Source organism: Streptomyces sp. LN549 (assembly GCF_043203805.1).
Lineage (GTDB): Bacteria > Actinomycetota > Actinomycetes > Streptomycetales > Streptomycetaceae > Streptomyces.
This window is the reverse complement of the sequence record NZ_JAZHRI010000002.1, coordinates 6,551,151-6,576,480: the sequence shown is the minus strand read 5'-3', so window position 1 is coordinate 6,576,480 and position 25,330 is coordinate 6,551,151. Positions and strand designations below refer to the sequence as shown.

The window sequence follows — 25,330 nt, the reverse complement described above, 5'->3', positions numbered from 1 at the left end:
CCCCATGGCCATTGTCACTCCTGTCACCTCTGTCACCGCCGTCGCACACCGCGGCGATCCCTACCGTGTCCGGGAGAACACCCTCCCCTCGATCCGCTCCGCCCTCGAACGGGGGGCGGACGCGGTCGAGATCGATGTCCGGGTCACCCGCGACGGCGTGCCGGTCCTGCTGCACGACGCCACGCTGGAGCGGCTGTGGGGTCATGACCTGCGGCTGGACCGGCTCACCCACCAGGAACTGACCGAGCTGACCGCGGGCGCGGTGCCGACCCTGCGCGAGGCCCTGCTCACCGCCGGGGCGCACCGCGTCATGATCGATCTGCCCGGCTCCACCGACGTGTCCGTACGAAGGACCGTCGACGTGGTGCGGGAGTGCGGGGCCGGTGAGCGCGCCTACTACTGCGCGGGGCCCGAGGCGATGCTGCGGGTGCGGGCCGCCGACCCGTCCGCCGAGATCGCGATGACCTGGACGACGCTCGCGCCGCCGCGCGCCGCGCTGCTGGAGGCGGTGCGGCCGCGCTGGCTGAACTACCGCTTCGGCCTGGTGAGCCGGGAGCTGACGGACCGCAACCACCGGGACGGGCTGCTGGTGTCGGCGTGGACGGCGGACACCGGACGGACGATGCGCCGGCTGATCGGGCAGGGTGTGGACTCCATCACGACCAACCGGATCGACGTCCTGCACAAGGTGATCGCCAACTCCGCTGCGCGCGACGGATCTTGACCGTTCCGGCATCATGGACGGGACCTCATCGTCCCGATGCCAGGCCGGCGCCAAGGAGTCAGCAGTGACCGCCCCTCGCAGCAATTCCCTTCCTGCCCGCGTCCGTTCCGACGTCGCCCACAACGCCCGGGTCTGGAATTACTGGCTCGGTGGCAAGGACCACTTCCCGGTGGACCGGACGGTCGGCGACCGGGTCACCGGCATGTACCCGAGCATCGGCGAAGTGGCGCGGGCCGACCGGGCGTTCCTCGGACGGGTGGTGCGGTATCTGGCCGGTGACGCGGGCATCGGCCAGTTCCTGGACATCGGCACCGGCCTGCCGACGGCGGACAACACCCATGAGGTGGCCCAGCACACCGCGCCCGACGCCCGCGTCGTGTACGTGGACAACGACCCGATCGTGCTGGCGCATGCCCGCTCGCTGCTCACCAGCTCGCCGGAGGGCGCGACCGAGTACATCGAGGCGGACGCCCGGAATCCGGAACAGATCCTGCGGGCGGCGCAGCCCACCCTCGACCTGGAGCGCCCGGTAGCGGTCATGCTGCTGGGCATCCTGAACTTCGTCCTCGACACGGACGAGGCGCTGCGCATCGTCCGGCAGCTGATGGCCGCGGTGCCCTCCGGGAGCTACCTGGTCCTCACCCACCCCACCCTGGAGCTCGGCGGCGAGGGCAACGAGGCGGCGATGCGGTTCTGGAACGAGAACGCCACTCCCCCGATCACCGCCCGCGACAGGTTCGAGGTCGCCGCGTTCCTGGACGGGCTGGACATCGTCGATCCGGGCATCGTCTCGTGCGCGCGCTGGCGCCCCGCCCCGGGCACCCGGGCAGCCGAGGTCGCCCAGTTCGGCGCGGTCGCGCGGAAGTCCTGACGGCGCCGCCCCGATGCACCTACGAGACATCACGGCGAGAGCGCGGCGGGCCGGCCCGCGCACCGTCGACCTCCTCATCACGCTGCTGGTCCAGGCCGCCGTGACCATGCCGTTCGTCGTCCCGCGCGCCCCGGAGATGCCGGCCGCGACGTGGACGGCATACGGGCTGACCACCCTGATGGTGCTGCCGCTGGTCGTCCGCCGCCGGGCACCGGTCGCGGTCCTCCTCGCCGTACTCGCGGCGGGCGCCCTGTACCGGTTCACCATCGACGGCCCTGGCCAGCCGCTCCCGTACACCGGCCTCGTGGCCTTCTACACGGTGGCCGAACTCTCCTCGCCTCCGAAGCGGACCGGGATCGCGTTGCTCACGGCGCTGGGGGTACTGGTCTCGGTCGGGATCGACAGCGACGCGCTCAGGGAGCTGCTCTTCTCCCTGTTCGTGTTCGCCGCGGCGTACGCCTTCGGCAGGCTCGCCGTGACGCGCAAGGCCTATCTGCGGGCCGTGGAGGACCGGGCCCGTCAGCTGGAGCTGACGCACCGCATCGAGGCGGAACAGGTGGCGGCCCGCGAACGGGCCCGGATCGCACGGGAGATGCACGACATCCTGTCCCATGCGGTGAGCCTCATGATCGTGCAGGCGGAGGCCGGCCCGGTGGCGGTGCGTACGGCGCCGGAGCGTGCCGAGGCCGCCTTCGACGCGATCTCGGAGGCCGGCCGGGACGCGATGGCGCAGCTGCGCAGGATGCTCGGCGTGCTGCGCGAGAACGAGGGCGCACCGGACGCTCCCCGTGAACCCCAGCCCGCGCTGGCCGGACTGCCCGGCCTGGTGGAGCGGGTGCGCGCGACCGGTCCGGCGGTTTCCTACGAGGTCACGGGCCGTCCCCGCCCGCCGGGCCTGGCGGTCGAGGCCACCGTCTACCGGATCGTGCAGGAGGCCCTGACGAACGTGGTCAGGCATGCGGACGCGGCCACGGTCCGCGTGCGGCTGGATCACGGGCCCGACGCACTGGCCCTCACCGTCGCCGACGACGGGCGTGGCCCCGGGGGCGGAGCGGGGCTGGGGCTGACCGGCATCCAGGAGCGCGCCGCCGCTCACGGTGGCACGGCGCGCACCGGCCCGGGTCCGGACGGCCGGGGCTTCCTCGTCGCCGTGACGATCCCGCACCCGCGCGCCTGGCCGGAGCCCGAACCGGATCAACCGACTGGAGTGAAGAAGTGACGATCCGCGTGGTGGTGGCCGACGACCAGGAACTGGTGCGCAGCGGCTTCGCGATGATCCTGGACGCGCAGCCGGACATCGAGGTGGTGGCCGAGGCGGGCGACGGTGCCGCAGCGATCGCGGCGGTGCGGCGACTGGCGCCCGAGGTGGCGCTGCTCGACATCCGGATGCCCGGCACGGACGGCATCGAGGCCTGCCGCGCCATCAGTTCCGAGACCGGCTGCCGGACGGTCATGCTGACCACCTTCGACTCGGACGAGTACGTCTACGAGGCGCTGCACGCCGGTGCGAGCGGGTTCCTGCTCAAGGACGTCCGCCGCGACGACCTGGTGCACGCGGTACGGGTGGTGGCGGCCGGGGACTCGCTGCTGGCGCCGTCGGTGGCGCGGCGGCTGATCGCCGAGTACACCTCACGCCCGGTCTCCTCGCCCTTGGCGCCGTCGCCGCGCCTGGACGCGCTGACCGCCCGGGAGCGCGAAACCCTGTTGCACCTGGCACGCGGGCTGTCGAACGCGGAGATCGCGGCGGCGCTGGTCGTCAGCGAGCACACGGTGAAGACGCATGTCGGCAATGTGCTGTCCAAGCTGGGCCTGCGCGACCGGATCCAGGCGGTGATCTGCGCGTACGAGTGCGGCGTCGTCGCTCCCTCTCCGGAGGGAGGGGCGGGAGCCGGCTCCCTCGCGCAGGGGAGGAAGCCTCCCTCCGGGAAACCCCCGGTCGGGTGATCCGCCCGGGCGTCCGGTTCAACAGGATGGATTGCCACACCAGTTGAGCCGAATCCACGCCCAGGAGGCACCGGACATGAACGCCCGCTCGACCCGCACCGTCATCGCAGCCGCACTGGTCCTCGGCATTGCGGCAGGCACCGCCTCACCGGCCCTGGCGGCGGCCGGCACCCCGGCGGCCGCCGCTCACGCCGCACAGCGGGAAGCCGCCCGCGAGGCTCCGGACGGCGACGCCCTGCGGGACGCGATCTCCGGGCTCCTGAGCGCCGACGCCACGGCCGCGCTGGTGAGGGTCGGGGGACCCGACGGGACCTGGCGGGGCAGCGCCGGCGTCCACGACCTGACCTCCGGGCGCCCGGCCGACCCGGACGGACGCTTCCGCGTGGGTTCGGTGACCAAGGTCTTCACGGCAGCCGTCGTGCTGCAACTGGCCGGTGAGGGCAGGCTCGGCCTGGACCGTCCGGTCCGGCAGTACCTGCCGGAACTGATCCCGGCGGCGTACGGGAAGATCACGGTGCGCCAGCTGCTGAACCACACGAGCGGCCTCCCGTCCGTGAGCCCGGGCGACGGCACTCTCGAATGGGCGTACGCGCACCGCTTCGACGTGCTCGACCCGGCGGACGTGGTGCGCGAAGCCACGTCGCACGAGCCGGACTTCGCGCCCGGCACTCAGCAGCACTACGCCAACATCGGCTACACCGTGGCGGGTCTGCTGATCGAGAAGGTCACCGGTGACGCGTACGCCTCGCAGGTCTCCCGCCGCATCCTGGAGCCCCTGCATCTGAAGGACACCGCCTTCCCCGGCACCGATCCGTCGATCCGCGGACCCCACAACCTCGGCTACCAGCTCTTCGGCACGGCCGGTGAGCTGCGCGATGTCACGGTGTGGGGGACGAGCGACGCCTGGGCGGCGGGGGACCTGATCTCGACCACCGCCGATCTGGAGCGATTCACCCGGGCGCTGTTCGGCGGGCGGGTGGTGCGCGGGCCGCTGCTCCGGGCGATGTTCACGCTGCCCGATTCGTCGGTGCGCGAGTACGGCACGGGCGGGCCGGCCGCGTTCAGTGCGGGTCTCTCCGTGATGAAGCTGGGCGGACGTCAGGTCTGGGGCAAGACGGGTGGCCGCTGGGGCTACAACACGGCCATCGCGGCCACCCCCGATCTCTCCCGGACCCTCGTCTACAGCGTCAACTCGACGGACGCGAAGGGGTCGGACATGAATCGCACGGCGCTGGACATCGTGGTGGCCGCCTTCGGTGCCCCGTCGGCCGGGTGACTCAGACGGCCGGAGCGGCTTCCTGGGCGGGCGCCGCCTCCGGTGTCCGCTCCGTGGCCTCCAGCCGTTTGATCATGCGGTGCACGACGAGGAGCGGAATCACCCCGATGACGCCGAACGACATGTCGATGACCGACCACCAGAAGGGGATGTCGCGGATCGGACCGCAGATCAGCGCGAGCGGGAGGATCCCGGCGCAGGCGATCATGCCGAACTCGATGACCCAGATGTTGCGGACCGGGTCGCGGTAGGGCCCGTAGAAGGCGACCGCGATCACGAGATGGGCGAAGGCCAGCCAGTCGGTGCCGTAGAGCACGAAGGGGTACTCGGCATCGGCCGTGTCGAGCCCGGTCCGGACGCGGGTGATCCACTCCATCAGGGCGGGGAAGTGTTCGGGGACGGGCGAGGCCGAGGAGCTCAGCAAGTCCTCGGCCCAGCGCAGTTCATGGACGAGCGGGAAGGCGGTCAGCCCGCTCAGTACCAGACAGACGATGAAGACGACCAACCACACGCGTATACGCCTCTGCAGGGCGCGTCGCTCGCTCATGTCCGCAGCGTACGCCCGGGTTTACCGGCTCTTTACGCCACCCCGGGCAGGGCTTCACAAGCCGACGATGGAGTTCCACTTCTTGGCGAACTCGGTGCGCTCCTCGGAGGTGATGTCGCGGGCGATGGCGAGCCGCTTGCGCATGGCGTCGTCGGGGAAGATCAGCGGGTCCTCGGCGAGCGCGGCGGTCTCCTCGTCCTTGGAGGAGGCGAGCACCTCGCGTGCGGCCGGCACCGGGCAGACGTAGTTGACCCAGGTGGCGAGCTCGGCGGCGACCTCGGGCTCGTAGTAGTAGTCGATGAGCTTCTCGGCATTGCGCTTGTGGCGGGCGAGATTGGGGATCATGAGCGATTCCGCCCAGAGTTCGGCCCCTTCCTCGGGCACCACGAACTCGATCTCGGGGTTGTCCGCCTGGAGCTGGATGACGTCGCCGGAGTAGGCCTGGCAGGCGAGCACGTCCCCGGTGGAGAGGTCCTTGATGTAGTCGTTGCCGGTGAAACGGCGGATGTGCCTCGACTTCACCAGCTTCTCCACCTGGTCGCAGATGTCGTAGAAGTCGTCGCGCTTCCAGCGGGTGATGTCGACGCCGTTGCCCTGCATCAGCAGCGCGAAGGACTCGTCGAGGCCGGACAGCAGCGTGACCTTGCCGCGCAGGTCGTCCTCCCACAGGTCGCCGGTGTGCTTGATCTCCCGGCCCAGCTTCTTGCGGTTGTACGCGATGCCGGTGATCCCGGACTGCCAGGGCACGCTGTGCGTCCGGCCCTCGTCGAAGGCGGGCGAGCGCAGTTGCGGGTCGAGGTACTTCGCCACGTTGGGCTGCTTGGCCCGGTCCATCTCCTGGACCCAGCCGAGCCGGACGAACCGCGCGGCCATCCAGTCGCTCATGACGATCAGGTCCCGGCCGGTCTGCTGGTGGTTCATCAGGGCCGGGCTGATCTTGCCGAAGAACTCGTCGTTGTCGTTGATCTCCTCGGTGTACGTGACGGAGATCCCGGTGCGCTTGCTGAACGCGTCGAGGGTGGGCCGCTTCGACTCGTCCTCGTCGTCGGTGTCGATGTAGAGCGGCCAGTTGGCGAAGTGCAGGGTGTGATCGCCCGCGGAGTAGTCGCGTCCGGCACGGTCACCCGGCTCCACATAAGCGGCGGGCACACCGCAGCCGGCCAGCGTGGCGCCGGCCGCTCCCGCCCCGAGGACGCGGAGCAGGGACCGGCGGGACATGGGGTGGTTCGGGATCGCTCGCACCTGCGCAGGATGCCGGTCCGCCGGTGCGGCAGGCAATGGACCAACCGTCCAGCGGTGCCCGCCCACCGCGCACACCCTGTCGAGGGCGGACGGACCCCGGGAGCACGGATACGGCCCCCGGGCACTCGCACAGTGCGCCCGGGGGCCGTATCCGTACCGATGGCCGCGACGGTCAGCCGACGGCCGTCAGCCGTCGAGGGAGGTCATGACGTGCTTGATGCGCGTGTAGTCCTCGAAGCCGTAGGCGGAGAGGTCCTTGCCGTAGCCGGACTTCTTGAATCCGCCGTGCGGCATCTCGGCGACGAGCGGGATGTGGGTGTTGATCCACACGCAGCCGAAGTCGAGGTTCTTGGACATCCGCATGGCGCGGGCATGGTCCTTGGTCCACACCGAGGAGGCCAGCGCGTACTCGACGCCGTTCGCCCACTCCAGGGCCTGCGCCTCGTCCGTGAAGGACTGGACGGTGATGACGGGGCCGAAGACCTCGTGCTGGATGATCTCGTCGTCCTGCTTGAGGCCGGAGACGACGGTCGGGGCGTAGAAGTAACCCTTCTCGCCGACGCGGTGGCCGCCCGCCTCGACCTTGGCGTGGGCGGGGAGCCGCTCGATGAAGCCGCTGACCTGGGCCAGCTGGTTGGCGTTGTTGAGCGGGCCGTAGAGCACGTCCTCGTCGTCCGGATGCCCGGTCTTCGTGTCGGCGGCGGCCTTGGCCAGCGCGGTGACGAACTCGTCGTGGATCGACTCGTGGACGAGCACACGGGTCGCGGCCGTGCAGTCCTGACCGGCGTTGAAGTAGCCCGCGACCGAGATGTCCTCTACGGCCTTGGCGAGGTCGGTGTCCTCGAAGACGACGACGGGAGCCTTGCCGCCGAGCTCCAGGTGGACCCGCTTGACGTCCTTGGCGGCGGACTCGGCGACCTGCATGCCGGCCCGGACCGAACCGGTGATGGAGGCCATGGCCGGGGTCCGGTGCTCGACCATCGCGCGGCCGGTGTCACGGTCGCCGCAGAGGACGTTGAAGACGCCCTTGGGCAGGATCTGCCCGATGATCTCGGCGATCAGCACGGTGGACGCCGGGGTGGTGTCGGACGGCTTGATGACGACGGTGTTGCCCGCGGCGAGCGCCGGGGCGAACTTCCATACGGCCATCATCATCGGGTAGTTCCACGGCGCGACCTGGGCGCAGACACCGACCGGCTCGCGGCGGACGATGGAGGTCAGCCCCTCCATGTACTCGCCGGCCGAGCGCCCCTCCAGCAGCCGGGCGGCGCCCGCGAAGAAGCGGATCTGGTCCACCATCGGCGGGATCTCTTCGGTACGGGTCAGCCCGATCGGCTTGCCGGTGTTCTCGGACTCGGCCGCGATGAGGTCCTCGGCGCGCTCCTCGAAGGCGTCCGCGATCTTCAGCAGGGCGCGCTGGCGCTCGGCGGGCGTGGCGTCGCGCCACGCGGGGAAGGCGGCTGCGGCGGCGGCCATGGCGGCATCGACATCGGCCTCGCCGGACAGCGGGGAGGTCGCGTAGACCTCCTCCGTCACCGGGTTGACCACATCGATGGTCCGCCCGTCGGCGGCGTCCCGGAACTCTCCGTTGATGTAGTTGCGCAGACGGCGCACCTCGGTGGTCACAACCACCCCTCCTGTCGAACGTCCAATGGGTGAGACACCCAGCCTAGTCGCACGGGTAACGGTTTCGACATACCCAACCGCCGCGAACTTCGGATTCGGTGAGATCGGAGCCCCTCGACAACGAATTTCATCGATCTGGGGTTGCGAGACAGACGAGTCCCGGTGCAGAGTGGCTCCGTGGCCAGTCGCAGCGCAGACTCCAGGACCGGGAACGGATCGTCCCCAGCGGTCGATGCCGTGTCCCTCGCAATCATCGAGCAGCTCCAGGAGGACGGGCGCCGCCCGTACGCCGCGATCGGCAAGGCCGTGGGCCTCTCCGAGGCGGCCGTGCGACAACGCGTCCAGAAGCTGCTCGACCAGGGCGTGATGCAGATCGTCGCCGTCACCGACCCGCTCACCGTGGGGTTCCGGCGGCAGGCGATGGTGGGGATCAACGTCGAGGGCGACCTCGACCCCGTCGCGGAGGCCCTGTCGGCCATGACCGAATGCGAGTACGTGGTGATGACCGCGGGCTCCTTCGACCTGATGGTGGAGATCGTCTGCGAGGACGACGACCACCTGCTGGAGACGATCAACAAACGCATCCGGGCCATACCCGGCGTTCGCTCCACCGAGAGCTTCGTCTACCTCAAGCTCAAGAAGCAGACCTATATGTGGGGAACCCGATAGCCGTGAGCAAGGACCTCAGCCGGACCGCGTACGACCACCTGTGGATGCACTTCACCCGCATGTCGGACTACGAGAACGCGCCCGTTCCCACCATCGTGCGTGGCGAGGGCACCTACATCTACGACGACCAGGGCAAGCGCTACCTCGACGGGCTGTCCGGCCTGTTCGTGGTCAACGCCGGCCACGGCCGGCACGAGCTCGCCGAGGCCGCGTACAAGCAGGCGCAGGAACTGGCCTTCTTCCCGGTGTGGTCCTACGCCCACCCGAAGGCCGTCGAGCTGGCCGAGCGCCTCGCGGACTACGCCCCGGGCGACCTGAACAAGGTCTTCTTCACCACCGGTGGCGGCGAGGCCGTCGAGACTGCCTGGAAGCTGGCCAAGCAGTACTTCAAGCTCAAGGGCAAGCCGACCAAGTACAAGGTCATCTCGCGTGCGGTCGCCTACCACGGCACCCCGCAAGGAGCCCTGTCCATCACCGGCCTGCCGGCCCTCAAGGCCCCCTTCGAGCCGCTGGTCCCCGGCGCGCACAAGGTGCCGAACACCAACATCTACCGCGCCCCGCTCTTCGGCGACGACCCGGAGGCCTTCGGCCGCTGGGCAGCCGACCAGATCGAGCAGGAGATCCTCTTCGAGGGCGCGGACACCGTCGCGGCCGTCTTCCTTGAGCCCGTACAGAACGCGGGCGGCTGCTTCCCGCCCCCGCCCGGCTACTTCCAGCGCGTCCGCGAGATCTGCGACAAGTACGACGTGCTGCTCGTCTCCGACGAGGTCATCTGCGCCTTCGGCCGCCTCGGCACGATGTTCGCCTGCGACAAGTTCGGCTACGTGCCGGACATGATCACCTGCGCCAAGGGCATGACCTCGGGCTACTCGCCGATCGGTGCCTGCATCATCTCTGACAAGCTCGCCGAGCCGTTCTACGAGGGCGACAACACCTTCCTGCACGGCTACACCTTCGGTGGCCACCCGGTCTCCGCCGCGGTCGGCCTCGCCAACCTCGACATCTTCGAGCGCGAGGGCCTCAACCAGCACGTCCTCGACAACGAGAACGCCTTCTTCACCACGCTGCAGAAGCTGCACGACCTGCCGATCGTCGGCGACGTCCGCGGCAACGGCTTCTTCTACGGCATCGAGCTGGTGAAGGACAAGGTCACCAAGGAGACGTTCACCGACGAGGAGACCGAGCGCGTCCTGTACGGCTTCCTCTCCAAGGCGCTGTACGACAACGGCCTCTACTGCCGGGCCGACGACCGCGGCGACCCGGTCGTCCAGCTCGCCCCGCCGCTCATCTCCGACCAGTCCACGTTCGACGAGATCGAGGGCATCCTCCGGTCCGTCCTGACGGAGGCCTGGACGAAGCTCTGACCGTTAGCCCGGACGGCCCTCTCGGCCGGCACCGGCTTGACCACCGCTTGACTGTCTCGCGACGGCCCTCCGGCGGTCATTTCATACGGTCCACGCGGCCCGGACGCGCCCATTCGAGTGGGAACGAGCGCACCCGGGCCGCGTGCTGTGCGCACACCGCGATCCGAATCCTTACGGTGCCGAGTGACCGATCGGCCCCGCCTTCGTTCCCCCGTACGGGGGAACGGGATATCTGATCTGAACCGAGGTGTACGCCATGGTGGCCCCGCCGGACAACGACGTGATCTGGGCGCGTTCCCTGCAGCACTCCCACAACGGCTCACCCGCGCTCGGCGGGGTCTCCCTGGGGATCCGCGACGGCGAGATCCTCGCGGTGACCGGCCCGCGCGGCAGCGGCAAGACGACCCTGTTGCACTGCCTCTCCGGTCAACTCGTACCCCAGCAGGGCGAGGTGTGGTTCAACAGCGTCCCCGTCCACACCATGGGCCCGCGGCTGCGCGAGCGGCTGCGCTGCGACAAGTTCGGCTGGATCGCCCCCGAACCCCAGCTCGTCCCGGAGCTGAACACCTGGGAGAACACCGCCCTGCCGCTGCTGCTGCGCGGCTCCTCGCACCGGGAGGCCAAGAAGGCCGCCATGGAGTGGCTGGAGCGCCTCGACATCGGCATGCACGCACGGAAGCGGCCGCACACCCTCCAGCAGAGCCAACGGCAGCGGATCGCGGTGGCCCGCGCACTGGCCGCCGCGCCCGCGGTGATCTTCGCGGACGAGCCGACCGCCACGCTGCACCGCACCGACCGTGCTCATGTCCTGCGCACCCTCACCAGCGCGGCCCGTTCGCACGGCATCACGGTGGTACTCGCCACGCACGACGCGGAAATCGCCGCACTCGCCGACCGCGTGGTGCCGCTGCTGGACGGACGCCGGGTCGCCACGGTCGCCCTGCCCGCCGTGACCGATACGGAGGGCCACGCGGCGTGCTCGCTCTCCGTCTAGCCCGCGGTTCCCATCCACTGGTCCTGATGCGGCGACTGCTCGTCGCGGCCGCCTCCGCCGGGGTCGGCTTCCTTCTCCTGTGCACGCTCGGCTACGCCTCGGGGCACCCGGCGCACTCCGCCGGCTCCGTGCTGCGGCTGCTGTGGTGCTTCGTCCCGCTGGCCGCCACGGTGCAGTTCGCGGTCGCGGTGGCGCGTACGGACCCGAGCACCCGCCCGCGCGCAGGACTGTCCGCGGTCGGCCTCGGTCCGGTGCGGCTCAGTGTGCTCGCCGCGGTCTCCACCGCCGTCTCGTGCACCCTCGGCTCGATGGTGGCGCTGCTCTTCTTCCTCCACCTGCGCGGCGACCTGTCCGGCCTGCCGTTCGACGGTGCCGCGGCCGGGCTGCTCGGCGCCGAGGCACCGCTTCCGCCGGCCGCCGTGCTCGTCCTGCTGACCCTGGTGCCGGCGGCCGCCGCGACGGCGAGCGCGCTGGCGCTGCGCAGCCGGCCGGTGCGGGCCGCGGGCGCCTCGGAGGACACCGAGGACCTGGTGCCGGAGGAGCGGATCCCCGCCCCGGCGGCGCCGCCTGCCGGGCTGCCGTGGGGAGTGGCCCTGACAGCCGCCGGACTCGCCGTGGAGGCGTACGCGAACCGCGGCTCGACCGGCAGCCTCTTCCCGCTCCCCGGCAAGCTCGACTCCACACCCGCCTGGGTACTGGTGGGATGGACCCTGACCGCGATCGGTCTTGCCACGGCGGGCCCGGGGCTGACCTACCTGTGCGGGCGCCTGCTCCAGGCGATGCGCCCCGGAGCCGTACGCCTGCTGGCGGGCCGGGTGCTGATGGACGAGGCACACCGGATCGGCCGGCCGCTGGGGGTCGTCTGCGCGGTCCTGTCCGCGGTCGTCGCCGTGTTCACGCTGTACGGGACGGGGCCGCGGCCCTTCGGCCCGCTCACCGCACTCGGCGCGGTGCTCGTCATCGGCTGCACCACCGCGACGCTGCTGACCTCCGCACTGGAGGCGAAGCAGGCCCGTGCCGAGACGGCTCGGGCGCTGCTGCGGCTCGGCGCACCGGCCTCGGCGCTTCGCGCGGCGACGGCGCTGCGCGCGGCCGCCCTGCTACTCGTGTTCGCCCCGCTGACCTGGGCGATCGCCGAGCTGGCCGCGCTGCCGCTGACCGCCTGAACGGGCTCCGGCCGGGACGTGTCCCCCGGCCGGTCTCGTGGGCCGTTTCGGCCTAGCATGAGGGCGTGGAGAGCCCGGAGGACACCCTTCCCGCACCCGGCACCGAGATCGAGTCGCTCGCCGAGTTCGACGCGGCGGTCGCCGCTGGTTCGCTGGCGGGCCACCGCGTCCAGTCCGTCGACCTGACGGACCGCAGCGCGGCGCTGCTGGCCGCCGACACCTCCGGTGTCGTCTTCCTCGGCTGCCGGATGGAACCCGGCGCGGCCGAGAAGGTGCGGGCCGACGGCGCGGTCGTCTTCCCCCCGGTGCCAGGGCTCCCCTTCGACCCGTACCGCGGGCTGCTCTACTCCCCCGACGCGCTCTACGCCGGGCTGACTACGGGCGGTTACGAGGCGACGCCCGACGCCCGCGCCTACCGCTGGTTCCGGCGCACGCGGTCGGACGGCGACGCGTTCGCGTCGATGCTGCGCGCGCTCCACGACGACGCGGTCTCCGACGCCCTGGACGAACTCCTCGTCGGCGCCCGGGTCGTCGGCGTGATGGGCGGCCACGCGACGCCCCGCGGCAGCGCCCCGTACGCGGCCGCCGCCCGCCTCGGCAGGACCCTGGCCCGCAGCGGACTGACGGTGGCCACCGGCGGCGGGCCGGGTGCGATGGAGGCGGCGAACCTCGGCGCCTACGCGGCGCCGCACCCCGACCCGATGCTGGACAAGGCCTGCGAACTCCTCGGCGCGGTCCCCTCGTTCACTCCGTCGGTCACCGACTGGGCGCTGGCGGCGTTCGCCGTGCGGGAGCACTGGCCGGACGGCGGCGGCTCCGTGTCGATCCCCACCTGGTTCTACGGCCACGAGCCGCCGAACCCGTTCGCCGACCACATCGCCAAGTACTTCGCCAACGCCCTGCGCGAGGACGGCCTGCTGGCCCGCTCGACCGCGGGCGTGATCTTCCTGCCGGGCGCGGCCGGCACCGTCCAGGAGATCTTCGACAGCGCCACCCCGAACTACTACGGGTCACGCGGCGAACCGTCACCGATGGTGCTGGTGGGGCGCGATCACTGGACCCGGGAGCTGCCCGCGTGGCCACTGCTCCGGGCCCTCGCGGCGAACCGGCCGATGGAGTCCCGCATCGCCCTCGTCGACACGGTGGAGGAGGCGCCCGAGGCACTCGCGCGGCTGTCGGTGGCGTAGGACGCGGCCGGTCAGAAGAGGGCGGGCAGCACAACACTCTCCGCCGCGTCGAAAGTGACCCCGACCTGCGCGCCCTCGTCAGGCGTGCTGTTCAGCGGGCACTCCGCGTCCAGGACCGGGCCGTGCTCGGGGTGCAGCTTCACCGCGACGTGGTTGCCGCGGAAGGTGCGGGCGCCCACGGTGCAGCGCAGGCCGTCCTCCGGGGCTCCGATCAGGACCCCCACCGGGCGCACCAGCAGATCGCAGGCCCCCTGCGGCGATCCGGCGGGCACCGGCACCTTGCCCCAGTCCGTGTCGGCGGCCTCCTCCGTGACCGTCGCCTCCACCACGTTGTCGAAACCGAGGAAGCGGGCGACGAAGGCGGAGGCGGGGCGCTGCCAGACCTCGAGCGGGGTGCCCACCTGAGCGATGCGCCCGTCGCGCATCACGACGACCCGGTCGGCCAGCGCGAAGGCCTCGCCCTGGTCGTGGGTGACGGCGAGCACCGTCGTACCCAACCGGGCGAAGAGCGTACGCAGTTCCACGACGAGGCGTTCACGCAGACTGCGGTCCAGCTGGCCCAGCGGTTCGTCCAGCATCAGCAGCTTGGGCCGGGGAGCGAGGGCGCGGGCGAGGGCTACGCGCTGCTGCTCGCCGCCCGAGAGCGCGCCCACGGCGCGGCGCTCGGCGCCCGGGAGCCCCACCAGGTCCAGGAGTTCGGTGACCTTGCGCTCCTGCTCGCTCCGGCTCACGCCGTGCATCCGCAGCCCGAAGGCGACGTTGGCCCCGGCGTCCCGGTGCGGGAACAGCTGGTGGTCCTGGAACATCAGGCCGAGCCCGCGCCGATGGACCGGCACGCCGTCCTGGTCCGCGCCGTCGAGCAGTACCCGCCCGCCGTCCAGGTCCTGAAGTCCGGCGACCACCCGCAGCATCGTCGACTTCCCGCTGCCGCTCGGCCCCAGCACGCAGACGATCTCGTGCTCGGCGACCTCCAGGTCCACCGCGTCGAGCGCCGCGCGCTCGCCGAAGCGGACGGTGGCCGATTCGAGTGTCAGCATCTCTAGAACTCCCCGGATCGGTCGGTGCGGATACGTTCGAGCAGCAGCAGCGACACCGCGCACACAAGCATCAGGATGGTGCTGAGGGCCATCGCCTGGCCGTAGTTGAGCTCCCCGGACCGCCCCAGCAGCCGGGCGACGGCCACCGGGAGTGTCGGGTTGTCCGGCCGCGCGATGAACACGGTGGCCCCGAACTCGCCGAGGGACACGGCGAACGCGAATCCGGCGGCGACCAGCAACGCCCGGCGCACCAGCGGGAGGTCCACCTCGCGCCAGGCCCGCAGCGGCGAGGCGCCCAGCACCGCGGCGGCTTCGCGCAGCCGCCCGTCCACCGCTCTGAGGACCGGCAGCATGGTGCGTACGACGAAGGGCACCCCGACCAGCGCCTGGGCGAGCGGCACCAGGATCCAGGAGGTCCGCAGGTCCAGCGGTGGTTCGTCGAGGGTGATCAGGAAGCCGAAGCCGACGGTGACGGCGGAGACCCCGAGGGGCAGCATCAGCAGCGCGTCGAAGCCCCGGACGAGCCGGCCCGCCTTCCGGGTCAGGGCTGCCGCGGCCAGTCCGCCGACGACCAGCGCGATGAGGGTCGCGACCACGGCGTAGCGCAGCGAGTTCGCGATCGCTTCCAGGGGCGCGACCAGGAACGTACCGCTGTTCATCTCCGCCGACGCCAGCGCCCGGTAGTACGCGAATCCGTGACCGCCCGACACGTCGACCGACCGCTCCACCAGAACGGCGAGCGGCAGCAGGATCAGCACCAGCACGGTCAGCAGCACTCCGCCGAGCAGCGCCCACTGCCCCGCGCCGCGCGGCCTGCGGGCGGTCTGAGCCGGGTCGACCAGCTTCAGTGCGGTCTCCCTGCGCCGTACGGTCCAGGCGTGCACCACGAGGATGGCGCCGACCGCGGCGAACTGCACCAGGGTCAGGACCGCGGCCGTGGGCAGGGCCAGCAGCTGCGCGGTCTGCCGGTAGATCTCCACCTCCAGCGTGGAGAATCCGGGGCCGCCCAGGATCTGGACGACACCGAAGGAGGTGAACGTGAAAAGGAAGACCATCAGCGCGGCGGCGGCCACGGCGGGGCCGAGCGCGGGAAGGGTGACACGGCGCCAAGCGGCGAAACGTCCCGCGCCGAGGACCCGTGCGGCCTCCTCCTGACGGGGGTCGAGCTGCGACCAGAGCCCGCCGACGGTACGCACGACGACGGCGTAGTTGAAGAAGACGTGTGCCAGCAGGATCGCCCACACCGTGGTGTCGAGCCGTACGCCCCAGAGCTCGTCGAGCAGTCCGCCGCGCCCCAGCAACGCAAGGAACGCGGTACCCACGACGACGGTCGGCAGCACGAACGGCACGGTGACGATCGCCCGCAGCAGCTGCTTGCCCGGGAAGTCGAACCGGGCGAACACATAGGCGCCCGGCAGGGCGATCAGCAGGGTCAGCGCGGTCGAGGCGAGCGCCTGCCAGCAGGTGAACCAGAGAACGTCCTGGATGTCCGGCCGGCTCAGCACCTCGCCGAACCGTCCGAACTGCCACACCCCGTCTGCCTTGAGCCCGCGTCCGACGATGGCGATGACGGGGTAGGCGAAGAACAGCGCGAAGAAGGCGACGGGCACGGCCATCAGTCCGAGCCGCACCGCGCTCCCGCGCCGTGCCCGGGCGCGCGCGGATTTCCCGCGCGCGCCCGGTCCGCGTACGGGAGTCTTCGCTACTTCACTACGAGCGAGGACCATGACTGGACCCACTGCTCACGGTTCTTGGCGATCTCGTCCGGGGCGACGGTCGTCGGCTTGTCGACCGTGGCACCGAACTCCGTGAAGAGGTCCGGCACCTTCGCGCCCTTGGTGACCGGGCTGACGAACATGTTGAGCGGCATGTCCTCCTGGAACTTCTTGCTGATCAGGAAGTCCAGCAGGGCCTTGCCGCCCGCCTCGTTCTTCGCTCCGTCGAGCAGGCCTGCGAACTCGATCTGGCGGAAGCACGTCGCGGTGGCGACCCCGGTCGGGGCCGTCTTCGGCTGCGGATCCGCGTACAGCACCTCGACGGGCGGGCTGGAGGCGTAGCTGACGACGAGCGGCCTGTCGGCCTTGGCCTTCTTGCCGCCGGCGGAGCCGGAGAACTCCTCGTTGTACGCCTGCTCCCAGCCGTCGACGACCTTGACGCCGTTGTCCTTCAGCTTCTTCCAGGTAGTCCTGGTAGCCGTCCTCGCCGTACGTGGCGACCGTGCCGAGGAGGAAGCCGAGGCCGGGCGAGGAGGTCGCGGCGTTCTCGGTGACGAGGAGGTTCTTGTACGCGGGCTTCGCCAGGTCGTCGAAGGACTGTGGCGGCGCGAGCTTCTTGTCGGCGAAGTACTTCTTGTCGTAGTTGACGCAGATGTCGCCGGTGTCGACCGGGGTGACCCGGTGCTTCTCCGCGTCCAGCTGAACGCCGGCGGCGACCTGGTCGATTCCCTTTGCCTTGTACGAGGTGAACAGGCCGTTGTCGAGGGCACGCGAGAGCAGGGTGTTGTCGACGCCGAAGAACACATCGCCGCGGGGCGATCCCTTGGTCAGGATCTCCTGGTTGAGGGCGGCGCCCGCGTCCCCGCTCTTCAGCACCTTGACGGTGTAGCCGGTCTCCCGGGTGAACTCCTTCAGCACGTTCTTGGAGGCGTTGAAGGAGTCGTGGCTGACGAGGGTGACGGTCTTGGAGCCGGTGCCCTTGGTTCCGCCGGTGCCGGCGGCCGAGTCGTCGGAGCTTCCGCATCCGGCGAGTGCGGTCGCGCCGAGCGCGGCGGCGACGGCCGTCAGCGCGATCTTCTTGGTGGTGCTCATGTGATTCCTCCTGGGGGTGACCAGGAAGAGACGCGGCCCTGCCCGCACCGGTGGAAACCGGAAGCGGGCAGGGCGCAACAGCTTGAGTAAGGTCCGAACTTCCTACCCGGAATGACCCGGGCGAGGTTCAGAGGGTCTGCGGCCAACCTGTCCTTGGTGCCGCACTCTCAGCGCTGTGGCGCTCCCCTGTCGGAATATGAAGTTGAATTCGAGCCCAGGCTACACGCCTGGTTTCCGCCTCAGCGCTCGGATGCCGCCAGCTGTCCGCAGGCCCCGTCGATCTCCTGTCCGCGGGTGTCCCGGACGGTCACCGGCACGCCGTGGGAGGCGATCGCCTCGACGAACGCCTTCTCGTCCTCGGGCCGCGAGGCGGTCCACTTCGAGCCGGGCGTCGGGTTCAGCGGGATCAGGTTGACGTGGACCCGCTTGCCCTTGAGGAGCCGGCCGAGCCGGTCGCCCCGCCACGCCTGGTCGTTGATGTCGCGGATCAGGGCGTACTCGATGGAGATGCGGCGGCCGGACTTCTCCGCGTACTCCCACGCCGCGTCCAGTACCTCGCGGACCTTCCACCGGGTGTTCACCGGCACAAGGGTGTCGCGCAGCTCGTCGTCCGGCGCGTGCAGCGAGACGGCGAGGCGGCACTTGAACCCCTCGTCGGCAAAGCGGAGCATGGCGGGGACGAGGCCGACGGTGGAGACCGTGATCCCGCGCTGCGAGAGCCCGAGGCCGTCGGGCTCGGGGTCGGTCAGCCGGCGGATCGCGCCGACCACGCGGTTGTAGTTGGCGAGCGGCTCGCCCATGCCCATGAAGACGATGTTGGAGAGCCGGGCCGGCCCGCCCGGGACCTCGCCGTCACGCAGCGCGCGCATGCCGTCGACGATCTGGTGGACGATCTCGGCGGTCGACAGGTTGCGGTCGAGACCGGCCTGTCCGGTGGCGCAGAACGGGCAGTTCATGCCGCAGCCGGCCTGCGAGGAGATGCACATCGTGACGCGCTCGGGGTAGCGCATCAGGACGGACTCGACCAGCGTCCCGTCGTGCAGCTTCCACAGCGTCTTGCGGGTGGTGTCGTCGTCACAGCTGATGTGCCGGACCACGGACATCAGGTCGGGGAACATCGCCTCGGCGAGCTTGTCCCTCGATCCGGCCGGAATGTTGGTCCACTCCGACGGGTCGTGCGCGTACCGCGCGAAGTAGTGCTGCGAGAGCTGCTGGGCGCGGAACGGCTTTTCGCCGATCGCGGCGACGGCTTCCTTGCGCTCGGCGGGCGTGAGGTCGGCGAGGTGCCGCGGCGGCTTCTTGGCTCCGCGGGGCGCGACGAAAGTGAGTTCTCCGGGCTTAGGCATGGTTCTTCCAGTGTCGCAGACAGAACAGTGAGGGCCCGCCGCCCTGTGGACAACGGACCCTCACTCGTAAAAACGCAGGTCAGAAGGGGTGACCTAGTCGCTTGTCAGCCGGAGCCGACGAAAATCACCAGCAGTAGCCAGACCACCGGCGCGGTCGGCAGGAGCGAGTCGAGCCGGTCCATGATGCCGCCGTGCCCGGGCAGCAGCGTGCCCATGTCCTTGATCCCGAGATCCCGCTTGATCATGGACTCGCCCAGGTCGCCCAGAGTGGCGCTGGCGGCGACCGCGAGGCCGAGCAGCAGCCCCTGCCACCAGGTGCCGTCGTCGATCATGAACTGCATGCACAGCGCACCGGCCACCATCGCGAAGGCCACGGCTCCGAACAGGCCCTCGCGGGTCTTTCCGGGGCTGATGCGCGGTGCGAGCTTGTTCTTGCCGAACCGCCAGCCGACGGCGTACGCACCCGTGTCGCTGACCACGGTCAGCAGCAGGAAGGTCAGCACCCGCTGGGGTCCGTCGTCGGCGGTCAGGAGCATGGCGACGAAGGTCGCCAGGAACGGCACGTAGAACGCGGCGAAGACTCCGGCCGTGACGTCCCTGAGGTAGCCCTCCGGTGGCTCGGTCATCCGCCAGACGAGCACCGCCAGGGCGGTCAGCGCCATGGCGATCCAGGCGCCCTCGGCGCCCCTGGCGTAACCGGCCACGACCATGGCCGCGCCACCGATCGCGAGAGGCACGAGGGGCGCCTTGATGCCCTTGCGCTCCTCCAGCCGGGAAGTGAGCTCCCAGAGGCCCACGACAACGGCGACCACGACCACGCCGACGAAGACGGCCTTGACGATGAAGAGCGATGCGGCGACGACGGCCCCGAGCCCAAGGCCGACCCCTATGGCGGCTCCCAGATCACGGCCCGCACGCTTCTTCTGCGGGGGTGGCGGCGGGGTGGACATGGGCTCCTGCGGCTTCTCGTCGCGGAACAGGGGGCCGCCGCTCAGGCGTCCGGCCCCCTCGTCCCGTTCATCACGGTCGTCAGCATCTCTACCTGCGTCGGGAACGTCCGGCACGATGGGCATGGGCCGAGTCTGCTGGGCGTCATGCACATCGTATGCAGGACCCGCCGGAGCGGCCCGCATCTCGGGCGCAGCCCGGTGGCCGGCGCCCTGCGGGACGCCCCAGGAAGAGTCGTTCATCAGACTTCGAGCAGCTCGGCTTCCTTGTGCTTCAGCAGCTCGTCCACCTGCGCGACGTACTTCGCGGTGGTGTCGTCGAGCTCCTTCTCGGCGCGACGGACCTCGTCCTCGCCGGACTCCTTGTCCTTGACCAGCTTGTCGAGCGTTTCCTTGGCCTTGCGGCGGACGGCCCGGATCGAGATCTTGGAGTCCTCGGCCTTGGTCTTCGCGACCTTGATGTAGTCGCGACGGCGCTCTTCGGTGAGGTCGGGGAAGGTCACCCGGATGATATTGCCGTCGTTGCTCGGGTTGACGCCGAGGTCCGAGTCGCGGATGGCCTGCTCGATGTTGCGCAGCGCGGTCTTGTCGAACGGCGTCACGACGGCCATACGGGGCTCGGGCACCGAGAACGAGGCCAGTTGGTTGATCGGGGTCAGCGCGCCGTAGTAGTCGGCGACGATCTTGTTGAACATCGCCGGGTGCGCACGGCCGGTGCGGATCGCGGCGAAGTCCTCTTTCGCGACGACGACGGCCTTCTCCATCTTCTCCTCGGCCTCGAGGAGGGTTTCTTCGATCACCACGTGCTCCTGCGTGTCTTGAGTGGGCCCGGCGTGCTCGGGCCCGGCGGGTCCTGCGTCGCGTCCTCACCTGCACGGTGTCCGACCGGCAGGCCGTTGTCCATCTTTCGGGGCCGTCCCGTGGGCCCCCGGAACCTCGCCGGGTCGCCCCGGCGGAGTCCCCCCGGTTGTCAGGCCCGGGTGCCCTGGTCACTCACGAGCGTGCCGATCTTCTCACTCTTGACGGCGCGGGCGATATTGCCCGCGGTCGTCAGCTCGAAGACGAGGATCGGCAGCTGGTTGTCGCGGCAGAGCGTGATGGCGGTGGCGTCGGCGACCTTGAGATCGCGGGCGAGCACCTCGCTGTACTCCAGCGCGTCGAACTTCACCGCAGCGGGGTTGGTCTTCGGGTCGGAGTCGTAGACCCCGTCCACGCCGTTCTTCCCCATCAGCAGTGCCTCGGCGTCGATCTCCAGGGCACGCTGTGCAGCGGTGGTGTCGGTGGAGAAGTACGGCATGCCCATGCCGGCGCCGAAGATGACGACGCGGCCCTTCTCCAGGTGCCGTACGGCGCGCAGCGGAATGTACGGCTCCGCGACCTGGCCCATGGTGATGGCCGTCTGGACACGGGAGTCGATGCCTTCCTTCTCCAGGAAGTCCTGGAGCGCGAGGCAGTTCATGACGGTGCCGAGCATGCCCATGTAGTCGGACCGGGCACGGTCCATGCCGCGCTGCTGGAGCTCGGCACCGCGGAAGAAGTTGCCGCCACCGATGACGATCGCGATTTCCGCGCCGCCGCGGACGACTGCCGCGATCTCGCGGGCGATGGCGTGCACGACGTCGGGGTCGACGCCGAGACCTCCGCCGCCGGCGAACGCCTCACCGGACAGCTTCAGCATGAAGCGTCCGCGCACCTTGCCGTCGTCGCGCTTGTGGTCACCTTTAGCGGCGTCCGCGCCCTTGTTCATGGAGATTCTCCTCGTGCACATACGAAGAAGGCCATTGCCGGTGGGTCTGGTGTCCCTCAGCGGCAATGGCCTCCTCGTCAGATCTGCGGTCGTACGGCGGTGTGCGGCCGTCGACTGCACCAGACCCTATCGGGGTCCACCGTTTTTCGCGGACGGAGTCAGATGCCGACCTTGATGCGCGTGAAGCGCTTCAGGGTGACACCGGCCTCGTCCAGGACCTTCTGGACGGACTTCTTGTTGTCCAGCGCATACGGCTGGCCAAGGAGGGTGGCCTCCTTGAAGAAGCCGTTGACGCGACCCTCGACGATCTTCGGGAGCGCGGCCTCGGGCTTGCCCTCGGCGCGCGTGGTCTCCTCGGCGACACGGCGCTCGGCCTCGACGACCTCGGCCGGGACGTCCTCGCGGGACAGGTACTTCGGCGCGAAGGCGGCGATGTGCTGGGCAAGGCCCTTCGCCAGGTCGGCGTCGGCCTTGTCCAGCTCGACCAGGACACCGATCTGCGGCGGCAGGTCGGGCATGGTGCGGTGCATGTACACCGAGACGAAAGCGCCCTCGAACTGCGCGAAGCGGTCCAGGACGATCTTCTCGCCGAGGTTGGCGTTGGCCTCGTCCACGTACGCCTGGACGGTCTTGCCGGGCTCGATCTCGGAGGCGAGAAGCGCCTCGATGTCGGCCGGGGAGGTCGCGGCGACGTGAGCGGCCAGCGTGTTGGCGACGGCCTGGAACTTGTCACCCTTGGCGACGAAGTCGGTCTCGCACTTCAGCTCGAGCAGGACGCCGGACGTCTTGTCCTCGGAGACCACGGAGACGACCGCGCCGTTCTCGGCAGAACGGCCTTCGCGCTTGGCGACGCCCTTCTGACCCTTGATACGAAGCGCCTCGACGGCGCCGTCGACGTTGCCGTCGGCCTCGTCGAGCGCCTTCTTGCAGTCCATCATGCCGGCGCCGGTGAGCTCACGGAGCTTCTTGACGTCAGCGGCGGTGTAGTTCGCCATGAGTCTGTATTTCTCTCTCGAAGTCTGAAAGATCTACGGGTGAACGGCGGGGGCGGTGCTTGTGGCACCGGCCCCCGCCGTCTTCAGCCGTGACGGGTGTCAGGCCTGCTCGGCGTCCGCGGCCGGAGCCTCGGCAGCGGGAGCCTCGGCCTCGGTGGCCTCAGCAGCAGCCTCGGCGGGGGCCTCAGCGGCCTCCGCGTCCGCGACCTTCTCGGTCTCGGCGGAGGTCTGGACCTCGGCGTCGGTCTTCTTGTCGCCCTCGAGCAGGTCACGCTCCCACTCGGCGAGCGGCTCGCCGGCGGCCTTCTCGCCCGGCTTCGAGTCGCCGGTCGCAGCGCCGGAGCGGGCGATGAGGCCCTCGGCGACGGCGTCGGCGATCACGCGGGTGAGCAGGGTGACGGAGCGGATCGCGTCGTCGTTGCCCGGAATCTTGTAGTCGACCTCGTCGGGGTCGCAGTTGGTGTCCAGGATCGCGACGACCGGGATGTGGAGCTTGCGCGCCTCACCGACGGCGATGTGCTCCTTCTTGGTGTCGACGATCCAGACGGCGCTCGGCACCTTCTGCATCTCGCGGATACCACCGAGGGTCTTCTCCAGCTTGGCCTTCTCGCGGGAGAGAACCAGGAGCTCCTTCTTGGTGAGGCCGGAGGCGGCCACGTCCTCGAAGTCGATGAGCTCGAGCTCCTTCAGACGCTGAAGGCGCTTGTAGACGGTGGAGAAGTTGGTGAGCATGCCACCGAGCCAACGCTGGTTGACGTACGGCATGCCGACGCGCGTCGCCTGCTCGGCGATGGCCTCCTGGGCCTGCTTCTTCGTACCCACGAACATGATGGAGCCGCCGTGGGCGACGGTCTCCTTGACGAACTCGTAGGCGCGGTCGATGTACGACAGCGACTGGAGCAGGTCGATGATGTAGATGCCGTTGCGCTCGGTGAAGATGAAGCGCTTCATCTTCGGGTTCCAGCGACGGGTCTGGTGACCGAAGTGGACGCCGCTTTCCAGCAGCTCCCGCATCGTGACGACGGCCATGGCCGTACTCCTTGAGGTGCTCGGTTATCGCGACCGCAGGTTTGCTGTCGCGCCTGACGCCCCGACGCGCCGTGCCACGAGGGACCGAGGAGCGCGGCCACCTCCGCAGAGAGGGAGGTGGCGGGGCGTGCGAAGTCGACCCGGTGACCCGGATCGCCATAGGAAGTGTACGGGACCCGTCGGGTGCCGGGTGACGGCGCTGTCCACAACCGGCCGGTAGTCCACAGATCCGGTCCATGATCCCCACGGATCCGCGGGACGGGGGACGGTGGCGGCATGCGATTCACATCTGAACGGGGCTGTTCCTGGGTCCGGTCCGCCCGCCCTGCCGCGCGCCGTGGTGCACAGGCCGACGGGACCGGGTGGCGGGCCGGCAGGGCGGGGGTGGCCGCCTCGGGGCTGCTGTTCATGGGGCTGCTCGCGATGGGGTGCGGCGGGCTGTACGCCCTGGCGGCGGAGCGGCCGCCTCCGAGCGTGGGGGGAGCCGCGGACGGGGTGGGGGCTCCGGGCGGGGTGGGGGCTCCGGGTGGGGTGGGGGCTTCGGCCGTCGCTTCACCCGGCTCGGCGGAAGGCCTTGCGCCCGCGCCGGTGGACCCGGCCGGTGCACGGGTCTGGCCGCTGGAGGGGCGGCCCCCGGTCCTGCGAGGGTGGGAGCCACCGGCCACGGAGTACGGGCGGGGCCATCGCGGGGTCGACCTCGGTGCCGGACCGGGTGCGCAGGTGTTCGCGGCCGCTGCGGGCCGGGTGTCCTTCGCGGGTGGCGTCGCGGGGCGCGGCGTGGTCGTGATCGAGCTTGCGGGGACGGGTGATCCGCCGCTGAGGACCACCTACGAGCCGGTGCGCCCGCTGGTCACGAAGGGCGACGAGGTCACGGCGGGCCAGGTGGTGGCGGTCTTGGCGGCCGGGCCGTCCCACTGCGCGTCCGGCTGTCTGCACTGGGGCCTGCGGCGGGCGGACGAGTATCTGGACCCGCTGTCCCTGCTGCCGCCGTCACTGCTGCGACGCGGACCGTCCCGGCTGCTGCCGGTGTCGGGCGTACCCGTACCCCGCTCCGCGTAGGTTCTGGTGACGGCTGTGAGCACCCGGGCGGCCGGAGTGTCCGACGAGGGCGTCAGCCCTGGTCGCCGCGGATGCCCCCGACGCCGTTCAGGACCATGGCGACGGCGGTGTCCGCGATCACTCCGGGCTCCTCCGCCACGCTCAGCTCGATACGACGGACCGCCGCGTCCACGGAGCCCTGGAGCAGCATGGCCGCCAGCCGGGGCTGATCGTGCCCGAGGTCGCTGAGCGCCTCCACGATCATGGCGATCAGACCGCCGTGCGCCGCCCGGATCTTCTCGCGGGCGCCCGCATCCAGCTCGCTCGCCGAGATGGCGACGACGGCCCGGTGGCGACGGTCGCCGACGAGATCTAGCTGCCGCCGGACGTACGCCTCGATCTTCTCCTCGGGCGTCCCCGCGCGCTCCATCGCACTCTCGACCTCGGCCGCCCACACGGGGAAGTCGACGGCGCAGAGCTCTTCGACGACGGCGCCGCGGGAGCGGAAGTACTCGTAGACGGAGGACCGGGCGAGGCCCGTGCGTTCAGCGAGGGCGGGGAAGGTCAACGCCTCTGTGCCCCCCTCGGACAGCAGGGAGCGCGCTGCGTCCAGGAGGGCGCTGCGCTGCATGGTCCGGTGCTCGGCCACGGAGGCCGCTCGAATCCTGGGCACACCACCACTCTACGGCGGCCGGTGTTCACAAGGGGGGCGGGCGGCCCCGGTCGTTGACCGAAGCGCTCCTGCCAGGAGACTGCTCCGGGGCCCGTCGGGGC

Annotated in this window: 23 protein-coding genes, 1 pseudogene and 1 riboswitch; of the genes and pseudogenes, 11 read left to right on the top strand and 13 right to left on the bottom strand. The window is 70.4% G+C overall.

Annotation, left to right across the window (positions count from 1 at the left end):
- Positions 1 to 4 precede the first annotated feature (4 nt).
- From SH922_RS29615 to SH922_RS29595, 5 genes are all read left to right on the top strand, one after another.
- The gene (locus SH922_RS29615; protein WP_393061176.1) at positions 5 to 724 is read left to right on the top strand and encodes a glycerophosphodiester phosphodiesterase; all 720 of its coding nucleotides are present in this window, start codon (positions 5 to 7) and stop codon (positions 722 to 724) included.
- Between the two features lie 64 nt (positions 725 to 788).
- Complete coding sequence (locus SH922_RS29610) at positions 789 to 1,595, top strand: SAM-dependent methyltransferase (protein ID WP_393061174.1); 807 nt, start codon at positions 789 to 791, stop codon at positions 1,593 to 1,595.
- A gap of 13 nt (positions 1,596 to 1,608) precedes the next feature.
- On the top strand, positions 1,609 to 2,814 hold the full coding sequence (locus tag SH922_RS29605; protein WP_393061172.1) for a sensor histidine kinase: 1,206 nt from the start codon (positions 1,609 to 1,611) through the stop codon (positions 2,812 to 2,814).
- Positions 2,811 to 3,539 (top strand): response regulator, encoded by a 729-nt coding sequence (locus SH922_RS29600; protein WP_393061170.1) that lies wholly within the window; start codon positions 2,811 to 2,813, stop codon positions 3,537 to 3,539. The genes SH922_RS29605 and SH922_RS29600 overlap by 4 nt, the downstream gene beginning before the upstream one ends.
- 76 nt (positions 3,540 to 3,615) lie before the next feature.
- Positions 3,616 to 4,815, top strand: coding sequence for a serine hydrolase domain-containing protein (locus SH922_RS29595; RefSeq protein WP_393061168.1), 1,200 nt, complete (start codon positions 3,616 to 3,618; stop codon positions 4,813 to 4,815).
- Between the two features lies 1 nt (position 4,816).
- Here the strand turns inward: SH922_RS29595 and SH922_RS29590 are convergent, their stop codons facing one another.
- The 3 genes from SH922_RS29590 to SH922_RS29580 all read right to left on the bottom strand — a co-directional run bounded on the left by SH922_RS29590 (position 4,817) and on the right by SH922_RS29580 (position 8,230).
- Complete coding sequence (locus SH922_RS29590) at positions 4,817 to 5,362, bottom strand: hypothetical protein (RefSeq protein WP_393061166.1); 546 nt, start codon at positions 5,360 to 5,362, stop codon at positions 4,817 to 4,819.
- Positions 5,363 to 5,416: 54 nt separating this feature from the next.
- Entirely contained in the window at positions 5,417 to 6,580 is a 1,164-nt protein-coding gene (locus SH922_RS29585) for a spermidine/putrescine ABC transporter substrate-binding protein (protein WP_393063729.1), read from the bottom strand.
- Between the two features lie 210 nt (positions 6,581 to 6,790).
- A complete protein-coding gene (locus SH922_RS29580; RefSeq protein WP_393061164.1) occupies positions 6,791 to 8,230 on the bottom strand; it encodes a gamma-aminobutyraldehyde dehydrogenase in 1,440 nt (479 codons plus the stop codon).
- A 177-nt stretch (positions 8,231 to 8,407) separates the two neighbouring features.
- Here SH922_RS29580 and SH922_RS29575 point away from each other — a divergent pair, with 177 nt between their 5' ends.
- The 5 genes from SH922_RS29575 to SH922_RS29555 all read left to right on the top strand — a co-directional run bounded on the left by SH922_RS29575 (position 8,408) and on the right by SH922_RS29555 (position 13,610).
- Positions 8,408 to 8,899, top strand: coding sequence for an Lrp/AsnC family transcriptional regulator (locus SH922_RS29575; RefSeq protein ID WP_326739069.1), 492 nt, complete (start codon positions 8,408 to 8,410; stop codon positions 8,897 to 8,899).
- Positions 8,884 to 10,263 (top strand): aspartate aminotransferase family protein, encoded by a 1,380-nt coding sequence (locus tag SH922_RS29570; protein ID WP_326739068.1) that lies wholly within the window; start codon positions 8,884 to 8,886, stop codon positions 10,261 to 10,263. Before SH922_RS29575 ends, SH922_RS29570 begins: the two co-directional genes overlap by 16 nt.
- A 256-nt stretch (positions 10,264 to 10,519) precedes the next feature.
- A complete protein-coding gene (locus SH922_RS29565) occupies positions 10,520 to 11,257 on the top strand; it encodes an ABC transporter ATP-binding protein (protein WP_393061161.1) in 738 nt (245 codons plus the stop codon).
- Positions 11,239 to 12,423 (top strand): hypothetical protein, encoded by a 1,185-nt coding sequence (locus SH922_RS29560; RefSeq protein ID WP_393061159.1) that lies wholly within the window; start codon positions 11,239 to 11,241, stop codon positions 12,421 to 12,423. The genes SH922_RS29565 and SH922_RS29560 overlap by 19 nt, the downstream gene beginning before the upstream one ends.
- 65 nt (positions 12,424 to 12,488) lie before the next feature.
- Complete coding sequence (locus SH922_RS29555) at positions 12,489 to 13,610, top strand: LOG family protein (protein WP_393061157.1); 1,122 nt, start codon at positions 12,489 to 12,491, stop codon at positions 13,608 to 13,610.
- Between the two features lie 11 nt (positions 13,611 to 13,621).
- On the opposite strand, the gene SH922_RS29550 is transcribed toward SH922_RS29555, so the two are convergent.
- The 9 genes and pseudogenes from SH922_RS29550 to rpsB form a co-directional block, all read right to left on the bottom strand.
- Positions 13,622 to 14,647, bottom strand: a complete 1,026-nt coding sequence (locus SH922_RS29550) for an ABC transporter ATP-binding protein (RefSeq protein ID WP_393061155.1) — start codon at positions 14,645 to 14,647, stop codon at positions 13,622 to 13,624.
- A 2-nt stretch (positions 14,648 to 14,649) separates the two neighbouring features.
- Positions 14,650 to 16,263: an ABC transporter permease gene (locus tag SH922_RS29545; protein ID WP_393063728.1), complete on the bottom strand. Its 1,614-nt coding sequence runs from the start codon at positions 16,261 to 16,263 to the stop codon at positions 14,650 to 14,652.
- A gap of 86 nt (positions 16,264 to 16,349) precedes the next feature.
- Positions 16,350 to 17,454 (bottom strand): annotated as a pseudogene (locus SH922_RS29540) (thiamine ABC transporter substrate binding subunit).
- 81 nt (positions 17,455 to 17,535) lie between these two features.
- Positions 17,536 to 17,652, bottom strand: a riboswitch (TPP riboswitch).
- 41 nt (positions 17,653 to 17,693) lie between these two features.
- Positions 17,694 to 18,800, bottom strand: a complete 1,107-nt coding sequence (gene rlmN, locus SH922_RS29535) for a 23S rRNA (adenine(2503)-C(2))-methyltransferase RlmN (RefSeq protein ID WP_393061153.1) — start codon at positions 18,798 to 18,800, stop codon at positions 17,694 to 17,696.
- Between the two features lie 104 nt (positions 18,801 to 18,904).
- On the bottom strand, positions 18,905 to 19,990 hold the full coding sequence (locus tag SH922_RS29530; RefSeq protein ID WP_393061151.1) for a phosphatidate cytidylyltransferase: 1,086 nt from the start codon (positions 19,988 to 19,990) through the stop codon (positions 18,905 to 18,907).
- Complete coding sequence (frr, locus tag SH922_RS29525; protein WP_037690170.1) at positions 19,990 to 20,547, bottom strand: ribosome recycling factor; 558 nt, start codon at positions 20,545 to 20,547, stop codon at positions 19,990 to 19,992. The genes SH922_RS29530 and frr overlap by 1 nt, the downstream gene beginning before the upstream one ends.
- Before the next feature lie 170 nt (positions 20,548 to 20,717).
- Positions 20,718 to 21,494, bottom strand: coding sequence for a UMP kinase (pyrH, locus tag SH922_RS29520; protein WP_393061149.1), 777 nt, complete (start codon positions 21,492 to 21,494; stop codon positions 20,718 to 20,720).
- A 158-nt stretch (positions 21,495 to 21,652) separates the two neighbouring features.
- Positions 21,653 to 22,489 (bottom strand): translation elongation factor Ts, encoded by an 837-nt coding sequence (gene tsf, locus SH922_RS29515; protein ID WP_393061147.1) that lies wholly within the window; start codon positions 22,487 to 22,489, stop codon positions 21,653 to 21,655.
- Positions 22,490 to 22,588: 99 nt separating this feature from the next.
- Complete coding sequence (rpsB, locus tag SH922_RS29510; RefSeq protein WP_393061145.1) at positions 22,589 to 23,518, bottom strand: 30S ribosomal protein S2; 930 nt, start codon at positions 23,516 to 23,518, stop codon at positions 22,589 to 22,591.
- Between the two features lie 276 nt (positions 23,519 to 23,794).
- On the opposite strand from rpsB, the gene SH922_RS29505 reads away from it, so the two are divergent.
- On the top strand, positions 23,795 to 24,577 hold the full coding sequence (locus tag SH922_RS29505) for a peptidoglycan DD-metalloendopeptidase family protein (RefSeq protein WP_393061143.1): 783 nt from the start codon (positions 23,795 to 23,797) through the stop codon (positions 24,575 to 24,577).
- Between the two features lie 52 nt (positions 24,578 to 24,629).
- Here SH922_RS29505 and SH922_RS29500 read toward each other — a convergent pair whose 3' ends face one another.
- Positions 24,630 to 25,205: a TetR/AcrR family transcriptional regulator gene (locus SH922_RS29500; protein WP_393063727.1), complete on the bottom strand. Its 576-nt coding sequence runs from the start codon at positions 25,203 to 25,205 to the stop codon at positions 24,630 to 24,632.
- Positions 25,206 to 25,330 lie beyond the last annotated feature (125 nt).